Source organism: Macrococcus bovicus (assembly GCF_004359575.1).
In the GTDB taxonomy this organism is placed as follows: Bacteria; Bacillota; Bacilli; order Staphylococcales; family Staphylococcaceae; genus Macrococcus; species Macrococcus bovicus.
This window is the reverse complement of sequence record NZ_SCWF01000013.1, coordinates 24,466-44,330: the sequence shown is the minus strand read 5'-3', so window position 1 is coordinate 44,330 and position 19,865 is coordinate 24,466. Positions and strand designations below refer to the sequence as shown.

At 45.1% G+C, this 19,865-nt stretch carries 21 protein-coding genes; 6 read left to right on the top strand and 15 right to left on the bottom strand.

Going from position 1 to position 19,865, the window contains the following annotated elements; translation table 11 throughout:
• Nucleotides 1-6: 6 nt before the first annotated feature.
• The 3 genes from ERX55_RS09965 to ERX55_RS09955 all read right to left on the bottom strand — a co-directional run bounded on the left by ERX55_RS09965 (nucleotide 7) and on the right by ERX55_RS09955 (nucleotide 3,639).
• A complete protein-coding gene (locus ERX55_RS09965) occupies nucleotides 7-1,353 on the bottom strand; it encodes a YjiH family protein (protein WP_133452430.1) in 1,347 nt (448 codons plus the stop codon).
• Nucleotides 1,354-1,467: 114 nt separating this feature from the next.
• Nucleotides 1,468-2,943, bottom strand: a complete 1,476-nt coding sequence (locus ERX55_RS09960) for a BCCT family transporter (protein ID WP_133452429.1) — start codon at nucleotides 2,941-2,943, stop codon at nucleotides 1,468-1,470.
• Nucleotides 2,944-3,027: 84 nt separating this feature from the next.
• Nucleotides 3,028-3,639: a tetratricopeptide repeat protein gene (locus ERX55_RS09955; RefSeq protein ID WP_133452428.1), complete on the bottom strand. Its 612-nt coding sequence runs from the start codon at nucleotides 3,637-3,639 to the stop codon at nucleotides 3,028-3,030.
• Nucleotides 3,640-3,736: 97 nt separating this feature from the next.
• Here ERX55_RS09955 and ERX55_RS09950 point away from each other — a divergent pair, with 97 nt between their 5' ends.
• Entirely contained in the window at nucleotides 3,737-4,864 is a 1,128-nt protein-coding gene (locus ERX55_RS09950) for an MFS transporter (protein WP_133452427.1), read from the top strand.
• Between the two features lie 28 nt (nucleotides 4,865-4,892).
• Here the strand turns inward: ERX55_RS09950 and ERX55_RS09945 are convergent, their stop codons facing one another.
• The 3 genes from ERX55_RS09945 to chrA all read right to left on the bottom strand — a co-directional run bounded on the left by ERX55_RS09945 (nucleotide 4,893) and on the right by chrA (nucleotide 7,930).
• On the bottom strand, nucleotides 4,893-5,642 hold the full coding sequence (locus ERX55_RS09945; protein WP_133452426.1) for a class I SAM-dependent methyltransferase: 750 nt from the start codon (nucleotides 5,640-5,642) through the stop codon (nucleotides 4,893-4,895).
• A 22-nt stretch (nucleotides 5,643-5,664) separates the two neighbouring features.
• Nucleotides 5,665-6,690, bottom strand: a complete 1,026-nt coding sequence (locus ERX55_RS09940) for a S66 family peptidase (RefSeq protein ID WP_133452425.1) — start codon at nucleotides 6,688-6,690, stop codon at nucleotides 5,665-5,667.
• A 94-nt stretch (nucleotides 6,691-6,784) separates the two neighbouring features.
• A complete protein-coding gene (gene chrA / locus ERX55_RS09935) occupies nucleotides 6,785-7,930 on the bottom strand; it encodes a chromate efflux transporter (RefSeq protein WP_133452424.1) in 1,146 nt (381 codons plus the stop codon).
• Between the two features lie 163 nt (nucleotides 7,931-8,093).
• Here chrA and ERX55_RS09930 point away from each other — a divergent pair, with 163 nt between their 5' ends.
• Nucleotides 8,094-8,606, top strand: coding sequence for a DUF402 domain-containing protein (locus tag ERX55_RS09930; protein WP_133452423.1), 513 nt, complete (start codon nucleotides 8,094-8,096; stop codon nucleotides 8,604-8,606).
• A gap of 36 nt (nucleotides 8,607-8,642) precedes the next feature.
• Here ERX55_RS09930 and ERX55_RS09925 read toward each other — a convergent pair whose 3' ends face one another.
• The 3 genes from ERX55_RS09925 to copZ all read right to left on the bottom strand — a co-directional run bounded on the left by ERX55_RS09925 (nucleotide 8,643) and on the right by copZ (nucleotide 10,599).
• Entirely contained in the window at nucleotides 8,643-9,032 is a 390-nt protein-coding gene (locus tag ERX55_RS09925) for a hypothetical protein (RefSeq protein ID WP_133452422.1), read from the bottom strand.
• Between the two features lie 28 nt (nucleotides 9,033-9,060).
• Entirely contained in the window at nucleotides 9,061-10,293 is a 1,233-nt protein-coding gene (locus ERX55_RS09920) for an aminopeptidase (protein WP_133452421.1), read from the bottom strand.
• A gap of 87 nt (nucleotides 10,294-10,380) precedes the next feature.
• Nucleotides 10,381-10,599 (bottom strand): copper chaperone CopZ, encoded by a 219-nt coding sequence (gene copZ / locus ERX55_RS09915; protein ID WP_133452420.1) that lies wholly within the window; start codon nucleotides 10,597-10,599, stop codon nucleotides 10,381-10,383.
• A gap of 234 nt (nucleotides 10,600-10,833) precedes the next feature.
• Here copZ and ERX55_RS09910 point away from each other — a divergent pair, with 234 nt between their 5' ends.
• From ERX55_RS09910 to ERX55_RS09900, 3 genes are all read left to right on the top strand, one after another.
• A complete protein-coding gene (locus ERX55_RS09910) occupies nucleotides 10,834-11,556 on the top strand; it encodes an ABC transporter ATP-binding protein (protein WP_133452419.1) in 723 nt (240 codons plus the stop codon).
• Nucleotides 11,553-12,671, top strand: a complete 1,119-nt coding sequence (locus tag ERX55_RS09905; protein WP_133452418.1) for an ABC transporter permease — start codon at nucleotides 11,553-11,555, stop codon at nucleotides 12,669-12,671. The genes ERX55_RS09910 and ERX55_RS09905 overlap by 4 nt, the downstream gene beginning before the upstream one ends.
• Before the next feature lie 194 nt (nucleotides 12,672-12,865).
• A complete protein-coding gene (locus tag ERX55_RS09900) occupies nucleotides 12,866-13,066 on the top strand; it encodes a cold-shock protein (RefSeq protein WP_133418548.1) in 201 nt (66 codons plus the stop codon).
• Between the two features lie 97 nt (nucleotides 13,067-13,163).
• Here the strand turns inward: ERX55_RS09900 and ERX55_RS09895 are convergent, their stop codons facing one another.
• The 4 genes from ERX55_RS09895 to ERX55_RS09880 all read right to left on the bottom strand — a co-directional run bounded on the left by ERX55_RS09895 (nucleotide 13,164) and on the right by ERX55_RS09880 (nucleotide 16,389).
• Complete coding sequence (locus tag ERX55_RS09895; RefSeq protein ID WP_133452417.1) at nucleotides 13,164-14,291, bottom strand: MFS transporter; 1,128 nt, start codon at nucleotides 14,289-14,291, stop codon at nucleotides 13,164-13,166.
• An 83-nt stretch (nucleotides 14,292-14,374) separates the two neighbouring features.
• Nucleotides 14,375-14,767, bottom strand: coding sequence for an arsenate reductase (thioredoxin) (gene arsC, locus ERX55_RS09890; RefSeq protein ID WP_424960689.1), 393 nt, complete (start codon nucleotides 14,765-14,767; stop codon nucleotides 14,375-14,377).
• A 12-nt stretch (nucleotides 14,768-14,779) separates the two neighbouring features.
• On the bottom strand, nucleotides 14,780-16,072 hold the full coding sequence (locus ERX55_RS09885) for an arsenic transporter (protein ID WP_133452415.1): 1,293 nt from the start codon (nucleotides 16,070-16,072) through the stop codon (nucleotides 14,780-14,782).
• A complete protein-coding gene (locus tag ERX55_RS09880) occupies nucleotides 16,069-16,389 on the bottom strand; it encodes an ArsR/SmtB family transcription factor (RefSeq protein ID WP_133452414.1) in 321 nt (106 codons plus the stop codon). Before ERX55_RS09880 ends, ERX55_RS09885 begins: the two co-directional genes overlap by 4 nt.
• Nucleotides 16,390-16,548: 159 nt before the next feature.
• On the opposite strand from ERX55_RS09880, the gene ERX55_RS09875 reads away from it, so the two are divergent.
• Nucleotides 16,549-17,484 (top strand): DMT family transporter, encoded by a 936-nt coding sequence (locus ERX55_RS09875; RefSeq protein WP_133452413.1) that lies wholly within the window; start codon nucleotides 16,549-16,551, stop codon nucleotides 17,482-17,484.
• A gap of 23 nt (nucleotides 17,485-17,507) precedes the next feature.
• On the opposite strand, the gene lepB is transcribed toward ERX55_RS09875, so the two are convergent.
• Both lepB and ERX55_RS09865 read right to left on the bottom strand, forming a co-directional pair.
• On the bottom strand, nucleotides 17,508-18,092 hold the full coding sequence (gene lepB, locus ERX55_RS09870; protein WP_133452412.1) for a signal peptidase I: 585 nt from the start codon (nucleotides 18,090-18,092) through the stop codon (nucleotides 17,508-17,510).
• Between the two features lie 126 nt (nucleotides 18,093-18,218).
• Nucleotides 18,219-19,859 (bottom strand): alpha-keto acid decarboxylase family protein, encoded by a 1,641-nt coding sequence (locus tag ERX55_RS09865; RefSeq protein WP_133452411.1) that lies wholly within the window; start codon nucleotides 19,857-19,859, stop codon nucleotides 18,219-18,221.
• Between the last annotated feature and the right edge of the window lie 6 nt (nucleotides 19,860-19,865).

The following is a 19,865-nucleotide window of genomic DNA, read 5'->3' as shown; positions in this document are numbered from 1 at the left end:
ATTTTTTTAATAGATAAGGTGTGCCATCACAATGATAATCGGTAAAATGATGGCCGTCCGAATCAAGAAGATGGCAAATAGTTTAGGCAGACTGACTGGAATCTTGGAGCCCAGTATCACACCGCCTACTTCTGATAGATAGATCAGTTGCGATATGCTGAGTGCACCGATGACAAACCGCGTCATCTCACTCGGAACATCCTGAATCAGAATCGCCGGCAGAAACATATCCGCGAAACCGATCAGAATAGTCTGTGACGCCTCAGCCGCATGAGGGACCTGCAGGAAATTCAGAATAGGAACAAATGGAGCACCTAAAATCTTAAAGAGCGGTGTGAATTCTGCAAGCATGGTCGCAATGGTACCGATGGCCATGACTACGGGTAGAACGGCAAACCACATATCCATCACAGTGCGGAAACCGAGGCCGAGGAAATCACTGAAATTCCGTCCTCTATAGCCTCTATATACCGCATTTTCAAAACCATAGCTGAGGGCGTTGTAACCAGCGGGAATATCCTCCTTCAGTTTTTCAGCTGAACCATTTGAATATGTATCCGGTATGGACGACAGCGGCCAGATGCGTGGTGTGATCATCGCAGCGATCAGACAGGATGCAATCACGGTAAAGTAAAAGAAAAAGAAATGGTTCATTACTTCTACTTGTTTGGCGATGACAATCGCAAACGTAATCGAGACCACTGAGAAGCTGGTGGCGATGATCGTGGCTTCTCTTCTTGTATAGAAGCCTTCTGCATATTGCTTAGACGCCATCATGACACCGACTGTACCGTCGCCGACAAATGAAGCCAGATTCTCAACGGCAGAACGCCCAGGTAAGGTAAAGAGCGGACGCATGACACGCGAGAACATCGGACCGATAAACTCGAATAAACCGTAATCCATAAGTAGCGGCAGGAAAAGTCCTGCAAACAGGAAGACTGTGACGAGTGTCGGCAGCAGGTCATTATAAATCAGTCCGCCGGTCGCTTCTGTATTCACAAAAGGCACAGGTAATTTAAAATAGACAACGATCGCAAAGAACGTCCCTAAAAGCCGGATGATCAACCAGATGATATTGACTTCAAACAAATTCTTCATAAAAGAAGTCTTCGCATTCTTTAAGATTGAACAGTAGAGTGTCATCAGCATGGAAATAGTGATGATGATGATGAGTACGGTCGGCATACCTTTGCCTATCGTCTCTTTAAGCCAGCCGGCAAGAAGTGCGACCGGCAATGTCGCCTCTCCGTCCACTGTCAATGGTGTGACAAATAAGAACAATCCCAGGATTGAAGTCAGAATAAACTTCCACATCCCTATCGTATGCTGCTTCTGTGTTAACTTCTCCATTATATCCTCCATCCGAAAAAAAGAGCGTAAAAGAATTTTTACGCTCTTTCCTTATTATTTATATGCAATGCAGATATATAGAAGTATACACAATTTAGAAAACGTTTTCAATATCTAAAAATGATCTTTTCTTAATGCCTTCAACAAAGAAATCATCATGAAGAAAATCACGACAGAGAACGGCAGTGCCGCAATAATGAGGACGTTCTGTAATCCCGCAGTACCGCCTGCATACATGACGATCCCAGCAATGACAGATAAGAGTAATCCCCAAGTGACTTTGACAAGTGCAGTCGGATTGATATCTCCATTACTGCTGAGCATACCCAGGACATAGGTCGCTGAGTCCGCTGATGTAATAAAGAATAGCGCGATAACAAAAAGCGTGATGAAACTCATTATTTTACCCAGTGGATAATGCTGCAGCATAGCAAATGTGGTGGTTTCAACCGGGAACTGCGATAAATCAATGCCCCCCAGCTGTAAATGGACAGCAGATGCACCGAAGACTGCAAAGAAAATAAAGCAGACCAAGGCAGGCACTAATAGTACACCTAAGATAAATTCCTTGATGGTCCGGCCACGTGAGACCCGTGCAATGAAAATACCGACAAACGGCGCCCAGGCGATCCACCATGCCCAGTAGAAGATGGTCCAGCTGTTAATCCATTGACGTCTGCCATCTGCCAGAGGCTCAAGGCGCAATGTCATATCCACGAAATGAGCAACGTAGTTCCCGAGTGTATCGGTGAATGTATTCAGAATATAGACGGTCGGCCCGACAATGAACAGTAAAATCATCAGCGCAAAACCTAGCAGCATGTTGATGTTACTGAGTGTCTTGATACCTTTATCAATGCCTGACCATGCAGACCAGGTAAAGAGAATCGTCGACACGACGAGAATAATCACTTGAATCGTAAAGTTACTTGGCACTTTAAACAAATAATTCAGACCTTCATTAATCTGTGCTGCACCGAAACCAAGTGTCGCTGCTACACCCATAACAGTCGCGATAATCGCGAGTATATCAATGGTCTTACCGATAGGTCCTGCCATTTTTTCTTTGCCGAAAAGTGGGACAAGCGTCGCACTGATGAGTCCGGGGTAGCCCTTATAAAAGCTGAAATAAGCAAGGACAAGCGCTATGACACCGTAAACTGCCCAGGCATGTATTCCCCAGTGGAAGAAAGCATATTGGAACGCATCACCGATTGCTTCATTGGTCCCCGGTTTAGCTTTAGGTGTCTGTTTGAACGCATGGCTGATGGGTTCAGCCGTCGTCCAGAAGACAAGCCCCATCCCCATTCCTGCACTGAAAAGCATAGCAAACCATGAAGGCAGTGAAAACTCGGCTTCTTCATCCGGTGCACCCAGCTTGATGCCACCAAACGGTGAGAAGAAGATGTAAAGACAGAAAATCAGAATAATGGCAACAGTGATCAGATAATACCAGCCGAAATTCGTGGTAATCAATGCAGTCATCTGCTGCGTGCTCTTCTGCATACCTGCAGGCGACACAACGCCCCAGGCTGCAAAGAGAATACAGATGACAGCTGAGATCATAAAGACAGGCGTATATTTTTTCATAATAACCTCCACAATAATTTACGTCTACTTATTCCCTATTAGCAGCGCTTTAACCAAAAAAAAGAGAAGCAGCCACTTCTCTTTTCACTCAAATATGATGGATTCCAGCATCTCAATCTCAGCTGCGCCGACTTCGTCTCCCGCCACGCGAAAATGTTTCTTCGCCTGTGAAAAATAATCTTTCGCTTCTACCGGCTGACTCTGCGCAGCATAAAGTTCACCGAGTGCACGCTCTGCATAGGCTTGACTGATCTCATCTTGCGCATGATCTCGTGCTTTTGTCAGTATAAGAAGGGCACCCTCGTAATCACCACTCAGCATCTTTGTATAACCTTGAGCATAATAATTAGCCGCAAGACTCTCGACATCGTGGGCATCAAGTAACCTTTCTTCTTGCTGGAAATAATCTGCCGACTGTTCAAATTCACTGTCAAGCTGTTCTACAGTCCCGAGCTGATGCAAAATGGCCGGCTTCTCTTCAGCAGTCGCCGCTGCCAGCATTTCGAGATAGTGGGCTCTTGCCGTATCAAACTTCTGCTCAGTGATATATAGATAACCGAGCGCATGCTGATAAGTCACATAGTCCTCTGTACCGGGTGTCAATTCATTCTTCATTTCATCGAACAGACGATAGGCCTCTTTGTCGTCTCCTTGGTCATAAGCATCGAAAGCTGCTTCAATTTTCTCTTCTATCACATGGATTCCTCCTTTTTCTTCATTGTAATGTCAGTCATGCGCAATGTCTAATGAAGACATGTTATAATTGACTTACCAATTATTGAGAGGAAACTTTATGTCTTATTTTAAACTTTTTACTTTTATTCTCAGCATCTTTGTTGTCGGTATGGTTGAACTCGTCGTCGCAGGTGTGCTGACACTGATCAGTGACGATCTGCACATCTCGCCCGGCCTTGCTGGTCAGCTCGTCACGATTTATGCGCTGACCTTCGCTATCTCTGGTCCTATCCTGGTCAAGCTGACAGAGCGTTTCAATCCAAGAACGGTCCTTCTGGTCAGTCTCGCGGTTTTTATGGCAGGTAATGCCCTTAATGCCGCCGGTCAGACGTTTACGCTTATTGTCATCGGACGTATCATCGCTTCAGCAGCCGCTTCCATCATCGTCGTTAAAATACTGGCCTTGACAGTTGTCCTGAGCAAGCCTGAAACAAGAGGCAAGATGTTGGGGCTCGTCTATGTGGGATTCAGCGGCGCCAATGTCTTCGGTGTCCCTATCGGTACGAAGCTCGGTGAACTGCTCGGCTGGCGTGCAACGTTCTGGATGATCGTCCTCTTCAGCTTCGTCGCTGCCATCCTGCTGGCCTACCAGCTACCGAAACACATTCAGGGTGAGACTTCAGATTCCAGCCGCAACCAGCTGCTCTATCCAAAGGAAGCCGCTAAATATATCAGTATTACCTTTATACTGCTGGCGGCGAATTCAGCTGTCTTCACTTATATCAGTCCGATCATGATTGAACACGGCTACAACTTGACCGATGTCTCTATCGCTCTTTTTGTTGCGGGTATCGGCAGCATGACCGGCACCAGTTTTGGTGGTACTATGACCGACCGCCTGGGCAGCCGTAAATGGCTGCTGGTCAGTCTGACACTCTTTATGCTGACACTGCTGATCTTTAATTTTGTACTGTCTTCATTTGTCGTGCTGTTAGTTGTCATTCTGGTCTGGAATTTCTCTGAATGGAGCACCAATCCTGCTATTCAGATGGGTATCATCAAGCAGGTAGAGGGTGATACCAGTCAGATTATGGCATGGAATATGTCAGCGCTCAATGCAGGCATCGGCGCAGGTGCTCTCCTCGGCGGTATTCTGCTTGAGAACTTCTCGCTCACTTACAGCCCTTATATGGCAGCCGGTCTGGTCGTTATCTGTCTCTGCATCGCATTCGCAATCAAACGCTAAAAAAAGAGGTCAGGTATAACCTGACCTCTTATATTGTGCCGTAATAACAGCGCGTCATATTAGGGATAACCACTTTACCTTCTTCTGCGAATGCCTGGAATAACGATCTGAGCGCCGTCACAAAGGCATCAAAATCTTCATCTGTCGCCTCAAGCGCATAACTTGCTGATAGACAACGGTCGATAAACTGCTGCTCCTTATAGGTCAGGTCCTGACGAGTTTCAAACAGTTCAAACTCTCCTTCAAAGAACTGACGAATAGCATCATCATTATTCATCATCCCGTTACTACTGCCACTGTATGCCGGACAATAGGTCTTGAAGATATCCGCTGTTCGACGGTTGATAAGTGCTGCTTCATCTCTGACATTCCAGATGAGGCAGACAACGCCCCGCGGTTTAAGTATTCTGCTGCATTCCTCTTTAAACTGCTGCCAGTCGAACCAGTGAAAGGCCTGTGCTGCCACTACCAGATCAACGGTATCTGCGTCTATCTCTGTATGTTCGGCAGGGCGTTCACTGACAACCAGCTGGTCACACATCAGACTATCCCGCAGACGCTCAGCCATCACCTGATTAGGTTCGACCGCAATGACCCGACAGCCTAAATCAAGAATCTTTTCGGTGAATTTACCGGTGCCGGCACCAATATCTGCTATGAGTGTATCTTCTTTTATATTAAATTGATGTTTTAGAAAAGTAAGCATTTCATCCGGATAGGATGGTCTGCTTTTTTCATATAGAAATGCTTTAGTCGTAAAAACATCCGTATGGTCCATACGTGTTCCCCCCGTTAAAAGACTACTTAAACCACTGTGTCAGCTGTCCCTTATCTTCAATCATTTCTATCATACCATACGCTCCGTTAATAATCGCCATCTGCGGCGGTTTATGTCCGAAATCCACATCATAGATCACAGGTTTCCCCAGTTCCTGCGCTAAATCCTGATAGACATTTTTATAAGTATAGTCTTCCTTGACACTTGGTTTGCCCACACGGCCGAACATAACGCCGGCTGCAGATTCGAACCAGCCCGCGTATTTCATCTGGGTCAATGAACGTTTCAGATCAACTGTATCCAGTTCACTGACATCTATATACCATAGAATGTCTTCACCTTCTGTATGGTTGTCTCTGAAAGCAGCGACGTCGCCGTAAGGGGTGCCGATTAAGTGTCTCATCGTATCTATACAACCACCGAGCACACGCCCTTCAAAGCGAGCCTCTGTTAAATCGTGTCCTTTTGCGTCTACTGCCTTCCACTCTGTCTTCTCTGTCAGATTGAAGACAATATCAGTAGGATGCTCATGATCCCACTCGAGCTGATAACGTTCAGAAGAAGTCTGGATGATTTGCTGGCCGGGCTCACCACTCAGTACATCCAGCCAGCGTGCTGTGACTTCGTCCATATGATTGCCGCGTAAATCCACAATATTCGCCATATGTGCAGTGGCAATCCCTGTCTTCAGCGTCACAGCGAGTAATAGAGTGGAGATATCAGAATAACCGGTCAGCCACTTTGTTGGCAGCTTATCAAAATCAAGATATTCCAGTAATTCAACGGCCAGATGGCCACCCCACGGCGGCATGATGACATCTATATTCGGATCAGTCATCATCTGCACCAAGCCTGCTGCACGCTTCTCAGCAGAAACAGCCCGCGCCTTTTTTTGTCCCCAGATATCTTCGTTCAGGACAATTTTGAAGCCTCTTTCTTCCATACGTTTAAAGGCCTGTTCGAACATTTCCTCCGCCTCAGAGAAAATACCGTTAGATACAGGTGTGATTCCAATTGTGCTGTGGTCCAATAATACCGGATATTTCATATGCGTCATCCCATTCTGTATTGTAGTCTTTCTCAATTATAAAGCAAAAAGCGCTTTTCCATAAGGAAAAACACTTAATATGCATATAAGTGACTTATCTGTAGAAGACAAGTCCAATGACAAGACCCAGCAGAACAATCAGCCACGGGGCGAATTTGAAATAATGCAGGCAGCAGAATAACAGCACAAATAAAAGATAATCTTTAATATCAAATAATGTATGACTGATGATCGGCTCAATCCAGGCGGCAGCAAGAATGCCGATGACCCCTGCATTGATGCCGATTAAAGCTTTTCGCATCATTGTCTTCTCACGCATCTGCTGCCAGAATGGCAGACACCACGCTACAAGCAGAAAGGCCGGCAGGAAAATCGCTACCATGGCCAATAACCCGCCCCATAGTCCGCCGATCACCGCGCCAATATATGAAGCAAAGGTAAATAACGGCCCCGGTACAGCTTGTGCAAGACCATAGCCCGCAATGAATTCATCAGCCTCTAAAAAGACCGGGACAAATTCCCGTTCCAAAAGCGGCAGTACGACGTGGCCACCTCCAAAGACTAATAAACCTGACCGGTAGAATTTATCAAAGACAGTCAGCCAGTCATTCTGAAGAAGATTCGCACAGACAGGTAAACCGACCAGTAGAATCATCAGCCAGGCTAAACTGATGATACCTGTACGTCTCGACAGCGGTAATGCTACAGTGCCGCCCTGTTCAGAACCCACTTTAAAGAGCGCTATACCGATAAGGGCTGAAATAATGATGACCGCTATCTGTGTCACAGCAGTGGACAGGTAGAGACAGGCTAACAGTGCCAGCAGCGCTATTCCGACCGTCTGCCATGACTGCAGACTGCCTTTCGCCATCCCAATCAGGGCATGCAGGACAACGGCAACAGCCACCAGCTTCAGTCCCTGTACCCAGTCGATGGAAGGCGGCATCAGTCTGACTGCCAGAATCAGAAGCAGTACAGAAGGCAGCGTAAAGCCGAGAAAAGCGGCGATTCCGCCGAGCAGGCCGCCTCTCATCATGCCGATAGCCATGCCCACCTGACTGCTGGCCGGCCCCGGCAGAAACTGACAGAGCGCCACTAAATCCTGATAGACTTTGTCAGATAACCATTCCCTTTTCTCTACATATTCTGCTCTGAAATAACCTAGATGGGCAGTAGGTCCCCCAAATGAAGTGATACCTAGTTTTAGTGCGACGATGAAAATTTCCAGTGTGCGATTCATATGGCTCCTTAAAGTCATTTTCTTTTATCGTACTATGAAAAGGCGCGCAAGAAATATTACAAGATTGTAAATTAAAGAGTTTATTAAGATTTTGTGAAAACGTATACATTTGACGCCGTTCACGTTTATAATAAATAGATATCACAAAGGGAGGATAGCCTATATGCCGAATACAATTACCATCCGCTCTTATAAATATCCTGATGTACCTTATGTTGAATATTCAGGAGAACTTCTGGAAGAAACAAGCCATTACTGGTTTGTTAAATGTCCTCAAAACAATATACTGAAGCATCATATAAAAAAGAAAGAAATCGTCTACCAGGAAGCCTCGCTCCACTTCTTCTCTAAATATCACGGCTATACGGTCTCTATAGCCATCAATGACAAGATGGAGCCGCTCAGCATGTTCTGTAATATCTCAACACCTTGTACGTATAAAGACGGCTTTATCACCTATATAGATATTGACATGGATTACGTCAAGATCAACCAGGAATGGTATATCAAGAACAGTGATACTTATGTGACAAACAGCCGCACCTTCAATTATCCGATACAGCTGACTAACTTTGCTGTCGTTTCGTTGCAGGAACTTAAAAACAATATTGCTGATAATGTCTTCCCCTTCGGCGTCACCAATTTCAGTTCAATCGAAAAATATTCCCATAAATAGCGAAAACCATTCAATCAGGGATTGAATGGTTTTTCATTATTTGAACCAGCCGCGAATCAGCTTCTCTACTTCTGCTGCTTCGTCGATGACTTCTTTGATCATCTGCACATTTTTCTGGTCCGGAATCATCTCAGCAACAAATGGCATATCGACAATCGACTTAATCGCGCCTGCTATTGATTCATCAGTCGTTTCTACTTTCGGCGCATCAGCCGGCACTGACTCATGAGGCGCCAGTTTCTGTGTCCCTGTCATCATATCCAGGACTTGAAAGACCAGATTTCTTAAGTCATCATAGTTTTCATGTCCGACAATATCATTCATTAATGTATTCACATCGTCATATTTAGATAATACTTTACGTCCTGCTCTATAAGTAAGGTACGTCGCACCTGCACCCAGACCAAGTTTAACCCATTTATTCATTTGACTGCCTCCTTTTGTACTCACTTTTCTATTCTACCCAGTTTCCCTCTCTAAAAACAGGAATAACTTCTCCGTCACGTGTAATCCCGTCAATATCAAGATCTTTAGAGCCGATCATGAAATCAACATGTATGACAGAATCGTTCAGTCCGACTGCATCCTGCTCCTCTTCAGTCATCTCAGTTGCGCCAGGCACCGGACCTGGATAAGCTTTACCAATCGCGATATGGCAAGAGGCATTTTCATCAAAAAGAGTATTGTAATACAGGATTCCTGAATTCGAAATCGGAGAATCTACAGGGACAAGGGCAGCTTCTCCCAGTCTGCGAGCCCCTTCATCTGACTCAAGCAGTTCTTTCAGCACTTCATAACCTTGCCGTGCTTCAAAATCAGTCACGACACCGTCCTTGAAAGTCAGTTTGAAATCGTCGACAATCTGTCCGTTATAGCTGAGAGGCAGCGTGTTGGAAACCACACCATTGACACGGCGATAATCCGGAGACGTAAAGACTTCCTCCGTCGGCATGTTCACCCTTATATCCAGTCCTTTAGTATTTTTGTGGCCCCCGCCTGTGAACCGGGATCCATCAATCAGGCCTATTTCAAGATCAGTCCCTGGCGCTGTATATTTCAAGCGGTCAAAGTTATAATCTGATAGCCATTGTGCACGCGATTTCAGAAATCTGCTATGTGCATCCCATGCGGCAACGGGATCCTGCTGATCGACTCGTACAGCCTGCAGAATATAGTCCAGCAGTTTCTCTTCCGCCTCCTCTACCGGTAAGTCCGGGAAGAGAAGTGCCGCCCATTCCGGAGAAGGGTATCCGACAATACACCAGTTCTGGTCATAACGCATACGTGATGCACCTAGTTCAGCTGAAGCTGCACGTGCTGCACGGTTTGCTGCCATGACCTTCTCTGTTGCCGCATCTTTCAATGCTTCAGGTGAGGTCGCATGGATATAGAGCATTGACGCTTTCTCCGCCAGGTAGTAAGCATTCTTCGCTTCAATCTGCGGCAGAATTTCTTCTAATGTCTGCACTGTCTGATGTTTCGCATGTGCCAAAGTCAGCTGGATATCAGATAAATCAGTGATCACACGTTTAGCACCTAACTCATAACACATGGCAGTGACAGCACGCACTAAATCAAGTGCCGCGATATCGGATACCACTACCACAGTTTCTTCAGGTTGAACATTCAGTCCTACTTTCGCAATAGTTTCTGCATATTTTTTAATCTTCTCTTCAACATTTTTCATTTTTCATTCGACTCCTTTACATCATTATATCGGATTCCGAAATAAATAGAAATCTAATAATTAAAAAAGATGGACAAATTGTCCATCTTAAGATTCTTGCGGGATGACCTCATAACCTTGGTCTTCGATGGCATCGCGAATATTCTCTACTGTCGCTTTGCTGTCATCGTAATCCACTGCGACCTTACCATTGTCCAGGTCAACATTGACCTGCTGAACACCCTCTACTGCACCGACGCTCGTTTCAACAGCGTTAACGCAGTGCTGACAAGTCATACCTCTTACATCTAAAGTCTGGGTAGCCAAATCTTTCACTCCTTATTCAATATTCACATTTATTATATTATACCCTTTTTATTCGATAAGAATCCAAATTTCAGCGATATAATCCGCTGACTGAGTATCTCCTGGAGGGTAATGTACAAGGAGAGGTATCAAACACTCACCACTCCTTAAACACTGCCAAGTAGTTTATAATAAAGATATTCATTCAATACCCTTTTTTCCACATGTCAAGCTATTATATAGGAGGCAGCTTTCATGGCCGAAATCATCATTATTAACGATATCTCAAAGTCCTATGACCACCCCGTGCTGCACAATATTGATCTGATCATAGAGGCGGGCACCATTCACGGCTTCATCGGCCCTTCCGGCTCAGGGAAAACGACGCTGATGCGCCTGATCGCCGGACTTGAATCACCTTCCAGCGGCTCCATCTACATCAAGGATAGACGTGTGCCTGATTTAAGCCTGCTGCCTCATATCGGATATATGGCACAAACAGATGCGCTCTATATGGAGCTGTCCGGTTACGAAAATCTGAAGTTCTTCACTCAGCTCTTCAATCTGAAAAAAGGGACGGCAGAAAGCAGGATTGACTACGCAGCAGATTTAGTCAACCTGACAGCGGATTTGAAAAAGAAGGTAAAAAACTATTCAGGCGGCATGAAAAGAAGACTGTCCCTTGCGACAGCCCTGCTGCATCATCCTGATATCTTGATACTGGATGAGCCGACAGTCGGCATTGACCCTGAGCTGCGCGCATCGATCTGGACTGAAATGCAGAAAATGAAAGCAGACGGCCAGACGATTCTGATGACCACCCATGTCATGGATGAAGCAGCGCGCTGTGATTTTATCTCACTGGTTAAAGACGGTACTATCATCGCTTCAGGGACCCCTCAGGCGCTTCTTGCAAGATATCATGCAGAGACATTCGATGAGGTGTTTATTCGTGCCGGACAAGGAGGACAAGCATGAGAATATTCGGACTGACAAAGCGCTTACTACTCGAACAACTACGCGACAGACGCACACTTGCCCTTCTTATCATCGCTCCGATATTCATACTGACCCTTTTCTATCTTGTCTTTCAGAGCGATGAACCTGCGGCAAGATTAGGGGCTGTAAATTTAGAACCTTCTGTTATCGATACGATTGAAGCACAGGATATCGATGTAATAGAACTTCATGAGATGGACCTATCACAACTCAGGCATGAAGAACTGGACGGCATCGCTGAAAAGGTGAATGATAAAGTGACTTTGACACTGCTTAATCAAAACGTCGCAGTTTCGAGAAAACTGGAACTTGTCGTCAACCAGACTTATCAGAAGAAAGCACAAATCACTGTAATAGAAGATATCAAAGCAAAATTCAAGGATTTAACCGAATCATTAAACAAGATTCCATTCAGTCCGACGAAGAATATTAAACTGGATGAACCGAAAAAGACTGAGATAGAGACCACCTATCTTTATGGCGACGCAGACACCACTCCTTTCGATACATTTGCACCGCTTCTGATCGGTTTCTTTGTCTTTCTGTTTGTCTTTCTTCTCGCAGGTATGGGGTTTCTGAAAGAAAGAATGAGCGGGACGCTTGAACGTATGCTGACGACACCGATCAGGCGCTATGAAATCGTATTGGGCTATGTATGCGGCTTCGGTCTTCTGGCCATCATTCAGACGATCCTCATCGTCCTCTATGCCGTCTATGTGCTGAAGCTTGGTCCATCTGACTCCATCATCAAGGTGATCATCATCAATGTGACTGTTGCACTTGTCGCGTTGTCACTTGGCCTGCTGCTCTCTACTTTCGCTAAATCAGAGTTTCAGATGATGCAATTCATTCCTATTGTCATCGTTCCGCAGATATTTCTCTCTGGTATCTTCCCTTTAGATACGCTCGTCAGATGGATTCAGTGGCTTGCTTATTTAACACCTCTCTACTATGCAGGAGATGCCTTGAAGGCTGTCATGTACCAAGGATTATCGCTCAGTCACATTGCTTCAGACCTGACTATTCTGCTAGGTTTTGCCTGCCTATTTATCGTGTTAAATATCATCACTCTGAAAAAGTACCGGGCTTTATAAAAAAGAATATAAGAACTTTCTATGGACAAAAATGAATATCTGTCATATAATTAAATAAATTAAATCGAACGTTAAAAAGTAAGGCATTCACATGGTACAAAAGTAATCGTGGTTTGTTGATTCCTTTGTAACGTGTGAATTTTCTTTTTAAGGAAGATTCTGATTTAGTAATAATTTATTGGAGGTCATTACACATGACACAAGGTACAGTTAAATGGTTTAACGCAGAAAAAGGTTTTGGTTTCATCTCAGTTGAAGGTGGAGACGATGTATTCGCTCACTTCAGCGCTATCCAAGGTGAAGGTTACAAAACTTTAGAAGAAGGCCAAGCAGTTGAATTCGATATCGAAGAAGGTCAACGCGGACCTCAAGCTGCTAACATCGTTAAATTATAATTTAACGTACAAGAGACACCTCAACTGAGGTGTCTTTTTTTGTGTATCTGCATCCTCAAAACCTATCTAAAAGGCTATCTCGATAAGAGATAGCCTTTTATATATCTGCCAGTTCCTCAGCCAGTGGTCTGAAGAAGAGATTCAGGAAACTGAATGCGCCGTAGATATAAAACAGACCTTGATAGCCAAAACGTTCAAGCAGGAAACCTGCCAGGAAAGTACCCATGAACTGTCCTGCTGCGAGACTGACAAAGGTGACAATGATCCCCATCGCGGGGTATTCTGTATAGCACCGCGCACACCAGAAGGCATACACCCCCATCGCAAAGACATAGACAAGTCCAAATAAAGCGGTAGAGAACACCATCAGGAAGAAATTTTCTGTCACAACAAGTGTGACGTTCGCAATGGCGAGCAGCACACAGGTCAGCATGTGAATCTTTACGGTCCCCAGTCTTTCATTCATATGGCCTGCAAAGCCGCCCAGTACACCCCCGACGCCCAGCATAATCCAGAACAGATTTTTCACGTCATCGTGCGGTGTCTGGAAGACATATGACTGAAAATAAGTCCAGTAAGCGGACGTACCGATACCCAGCAGAACAGTCGAGATAATCATCTTGCGCCCTACAAAAATGTTTCTGAGGTCTGTCTGATAGTTCAGATGACTCATCTCTACTTTCGGCAGCTTCTTATAACTGAAATACATGATGATCAAACTGATCAAGAGGAAAATTGCATAACTGATGCGCCATGCATCACCCACAAGCCAGACGATCACACCGACTAGAATCAGGCCGACACCGATGCCGGTATTGATCCATGAATTACTTCTATCCTGATAGCCGTAGCTCACTTTCTCCTTGATGATCTGGCCGAAAGGGGCTGTGGCGAGCCCTGCAGCATAACCCAGTATGATGACGCCAGCGCCGAACAGCGGATATTCTTCAGCTACCATCAGATTATATAATCCATATAAAGACAATGAGCCTGAGATGAGCAAGATAGCCCGTGGTTGATAGTTCTTAAAAATCGTGAACATAGAAACCAGACCGAGACAATAAGTTAAGTAAGAGATGGATGAGATGATTCCTGAAACTTGATTGGAAAGCCCGAGATCCTCACCGAAATAAGGCAAGAGCAAACCATAACTGAAACGGGAAATACCATAAGCCATGGCGATAAAGACAATCCCCGTAAACACTATTTCATTCTGTTTGTTCAACTTAAGACTACTCCTTCTTTCGAAATACTGTTTCTTATACCCGCGGCCATAAAAATAAACCTGTCATTAAATGACAGGTTTATTTATTGTCCCGTTTCACTGAACTGTTTAATCCGTGCGCCGATTGCGTCACGGACACGTTGAAAGACTGGCCAGTCCTGACCCGCCGGATCTTCAAAGCCCCAATGTTCTGTACGCACATGTGGCGGGGTAACCGGGCAGACATCCTTGGCATGATCACATAAGGTCACCACTAAATCAGCATTATTCAAGATAGCAGGATCAATTTTATCAGATGTCTGATCACTGATATCAATGCCCACTTCCTTCATCGCCTCCACTGCCTTCGGATTGACACCATGTGTCTCAATGCCTGCTGAATAGACCTTCCAGTCCGGCAGATACTTCTTGGCAAAACCTTCTGCAATCTGACTGCGACATGAGTTGCCCGTACAGAGAAAATAAATAGTTTTCATCTTACACACTCCTTAATTAAATAATAAAATCGAAAGATAGAGGCCGACTAAAGTGATGAAAAGCACAGGAATTGTAATCATAATACCTGTCTTGAAATAAGTCCCCCATGAAATCTTAACCCCTTTCTGGCTGAGCACATGTAACCAGAGTAATGTAGCAAGCGAGCCGATCGGCGTAATCTTCGGACCCAAGTCACTGCCAATGACATTGGCAAAGACCAGTGACTGCTGCAGGGCACCTTGCGCCTGTGACTGATCAATGGCAATTAAATCAATCAGCACAGTCGGCATATTGTTCATGACAGAAGACAGAAAGGCTGCCATAAAGCCCATACCGATAATGGAACCGAATAAGCCTGTCGTGCTGAATTGATTGATAACATCTGCCAGGACATTTGTCAGACCGACATTGCGCAGACCGTACACAACGACATACATGCCGATAGAGAAGAAGACGATGGCCCACGGTGCACCTTTGATTACTTTGCCCGTATGAACGGCAGGACTCTTACGTGCCAGCAAAATAAAGATAAGGGCGATGAAACCAGCGATAAGCGATACAGGTACATGGATGACATCACTGACAAGGTAACCTATCAACAGGAGTATAAGCACCACCCATGCTATCTTGAACAGACGGAAATCTTTAATCGCTGACTTCGGTTCACGTAGCATGGAGTCATCATAACGTTCCGGGATATGTCTTCTGAAATAAAGCCACAGCACAGTGATACTAGCGACTAAACTGAACAAATTCGGCAGCAGCATGATTTTGGCATAATGCGCAAAACCGATGCTGAAATAGTCGGCTGACACAATATTCACAAGATTGCTGACAACGAGCGGCAGACTGGTTGTATCGGCAATAAAACCGGATGCGATAATGAACGGAAAGACCACTTTCTCACTGAATTTCAGGTGGCGTACCATAGCGAGTACAATCGGCGTCAGAATCAGCGCCGCCCCGTCATTCGCAAAAAAAGCAGCGACCAGTGCGCCAAGTATCGCGATATAGATGAACATCCGGAGCGAACTTCCTTTAGCAAGACGCGTCATATGAAGTGCGGCCCATTCAAAGAAACCAATCTCATCCAGTATGAGAGAAATCAGGATCACCGCGATAAACGTAAACGTTGCATTCCAGACAATGCCGGTCACATCCAGCACATCATTGAAATCTACAACACCGAATAACAAGGCAAGAATAGCCCCACCTACAGCGGAATAACCGATGGACAAACCTTTCGGCTGCCAGATGACCAGCGTAAGGGTCAAGAGAAAAATCAAGATAGCAATGATTGTCATGATGCGTCACCACAACAGTCGGCAGAATGGCAGATACAACGTTCCTGTGCCGTGAATAACTGATCATGAACCGCACGCCAGTCCCCTACCTTTTCAGCATTCAACTGGTACATCGTCTTCTTACCGTCTTTCCATGACTGAACGATACCGACTGACACCAGCTGCTTCATATGATGACTCAAAGTCGGCTGCGACACATTAAAATGCGTCAGAATATCACAGGCACATAACGCACCACAGGATAATAGATCAACAATCTCAATCCTGTTCTTATCAGACAGCACTTTAAAAATCTGTGCCATTTCTTCGTAATTCATACTTCCACTTCTTTCATATAGATATTTATCTATATCTAATATAACTCAAATATAGATAACTGACTATATGAAATAATGCTTATTTTAATCAGAACAAATAATACCCATGCACTCTTCAATCGTTCTATAATAGAATTACTGTGAGAAGGAGTGTTGTCATTGCTTTATTTAATCATTGCATTTGTTATCGGTTTAGGTATTCCGATTCAGACGGCGATCAATTCAAGGCTGCGCTCTTACGTGCTGTCACCCTTCGTCGCTTCTTTCATCTCATTCTTAGTAGGCACGATTTTCCTGTCGATTGTGACACTACTTACCAAACACACCTTGCTCATACCTGCTGAGGTATTCACGGCCTCACCCTGGTGGCTATGGGCCGGCGGATTACTCGGCGTTATCGGTCTGACAGGTAATATCCTCCTCTTCCCAAAACTAGGGGGTGTTCAGACGGTCATCCTGCCTATTCTCGGTCAGATACTGGCCAGTATGATAATTGATCACTTCGGCCTGTTCGGCTCGCCTGTCATTCCGTTTTCACTGATCAGAGCACTCGGTGTCCTACTGCTGATTCTAGGTATGTTTGCCGTCATCGCACTGCCCGGTTACCTCCGTAAGCGCAAAGGACAAGTGCCTGAAGTAACGGCAAGCGGGCGATTGCCCTTCCAGCTGTTCGGGATTCTTGCGGGCGCCATGATGGCGACACAGTCCGCTATCAACGGCCGGCTGGGTGCCGTCCTTGAGTCACCTATTCATGCCGCCTTCATCTCATTTCTGGTCGGGGTCATCCTGCTGTTCATCATCACACTCATCCTGCGTCAATTAAGTCAGGTCAAACTGGCATTCGGCAAGAACAAGCCTAAATGGATCTGGCTCGGCGGTATTATCGGTTCATTCTTCGTTCTGACGATGGCTGCCCTTGTGCCGATTTTAGGGACCGGTCTGGTCGTGGTCATCGTTCTCTTCGGTCAGCTGGTCTGCAGTATTGCGATTGACCAGTTCGGTTGGTTCGACGCCCGTATATCACCGACGACAGGCATTCAGGTATGCGGACTTGTCCTGATGATAGCCGGTGTCATTCTGATTAAACTTGTATAAAAAAGAGAGGCATACGCCTCTCTTTATTTGTTCACTACATTAAATGAATCAGGATAGAAATCGTAATGCATCCGGTCAAACGGAAAGATTCTGACCACCGCTTCTCCGACAACCTGACTTTTCTTGACCAGCCCCAGCTCATACCGACTATCGCTACTGTTATCCCTGTTATCTCCGAGAACCATATAATAGCCCGCCGGTATTTTCGATTCACCGTTGGCATGCACCAATTCTTTGACTGAAATATTCTCCGTTAAAAATTCATTCCGTTTATGTTTCTTATTTTCATCCAGATACGGTTCTGCCACTTCTTTACCGTTAATCAGCAGCTGGTCATTACGATATTCCACCGCATCACCTGGCACACCGATTAAACGCTTAATATAATCTTTCTCTTCATCCGCATGGAAAATCACGACATCACCGCGCTGAATCTTATCCATTGAGTTCGCAATCTTGCTGACAATCAGACGGTCACCATTATGGAACGTCGGTGACATCGACTCCCCGCTCACTACGTACTGAGTGAATAAAAAAGTATTCACTATAAAATAGATGATCACCGCAGTGATGATTGCAATCAGCCATTCTCTGAGTTCTTTCTTCATCATCGTCTCTCCTCGAGATTTTTTCTTTCAATACTACCATGATGGCAGAGAAAAATCTCTTATGAACCGCTTAAAATCCAAATTATGTAACACAAAAAGACCTCCCCGCCGGAAGGCCCTTCGCTACTATTTATTCTGGCTGGCAAATGCCTGACTGATCTGTTCTAATTTCACTGGCGCATCCATGACATCCATCACCACTTCAACAAAGTGCATCTTATCTTGATGGTCATTGATGACGTCCATAGCTTTCTTCAGCTCATTCGCCGTTGCAGCTTTCTGCGTCATGACATGGTCTTTTCCGCCAAAGACAGCTGGCAGCGCTGTATAATCCCACATCTGAATATCATTATAGACTTCTTTTTCACCGTGAATTAAACGTTCAACTGTATAACCATCATTATTGATCAGCAAGATAACCGGTTTCAGCTGATGGCGAATCATGGTTGACATTTCCTGCACTGTCAGCTGGAATGAACCATCACCAATCAATAAGACGTTGCGACGGTTGACATCAGCCATCTGTGTACCGAGCAATGACGGTAATGTATAACCGATTGAACCCCAAAGCGGCTGACCGATGAATGTGTTGCCGGCGTATAGCGGCAGGTCATAGGCACCAAAGAATGAGGTCCCTTGTTCTGCCAGCAGAATATCATCTTTCTCAAGAAATGCAGCCATCAGTTTGAAATAATTTTCCTGGGTAAGCGGCTTATCATTCAGTTGATAGTCAGCGGTACCTTCACGACTGAATTCAGGGAAGTCTGATTTGTTGTCATAGTCAATAGCTGACAGTCCATTTAATAATTCACGTAATGAAACATCTGAATCATACGTGTTGTTCATTCTGAACTCGTTGTCGTTCATGAAGATGACATCTTTTAAATCGAACGTATAAGTGAAACCACCAGTCGCTGAATCGGTCAGTTTTGCACCTAAATTGATGATGCAGTCACTGCCCTCAACATATTCGTTCACTGTTTTAGTCGCAAATTTACCGTCATAGATACCGATATAATGCGGATTTTCTTCATTGAACGCACCTTTACCCAGCGATAACTGAGCAACCGGAATATGCGTTTTGTTGACGAATGCTTCTAGTTCTTTGTGTAGATGGAACGAATTGATTTCGTGACCCACTAATAGGACCGGGCGCTCTGACTGTTTCAGACGTGCAGCTACTTTTTCAATATAACCTGATACATCCTGTACAATCAGGGGTTTGACTTCCGCTTCCTCTACTTCAATTTCCGCCATTGCCACATCAATCGGCATATGGATATGGACCGGACGCTTGAAACGAACTGCTTTAGCGATGATGCGGGGAATCTCGACTGCCGCGTTCTCTTTCGTCAAATAAACCTGGCCGCAAGTGATAGGTTCGAACATTTTGCGATAGTCATTGAAGCGACCTTCACCTAACGAATGGTGAATATACTTCTCTGCCTGTTCCACAACTGTCGTCGGTGCACCTGTAATCGCTACAACCGGCACACGTTCAGCATATGAGCCTGCGATACCATTGACAGCACTCAGTTCGCCGACACCAAACGTGGTAACCAAAGCCCCTAATCCTTTGATTCGCGCATAACCATCAGCGGCATAACTACCGTTCAGTTCATTCGTGTTACCGACCCATTCCACTTTATCATGGCTCACAATATCATCCAGGAAAGCCAAGTTAAAATCGCCAGGCACACCAAAAATCTTATCCACGCCATATACACTGATCTGGTCTATCAAGTATTGTCCTACTCTTCTTTTCATATTCTC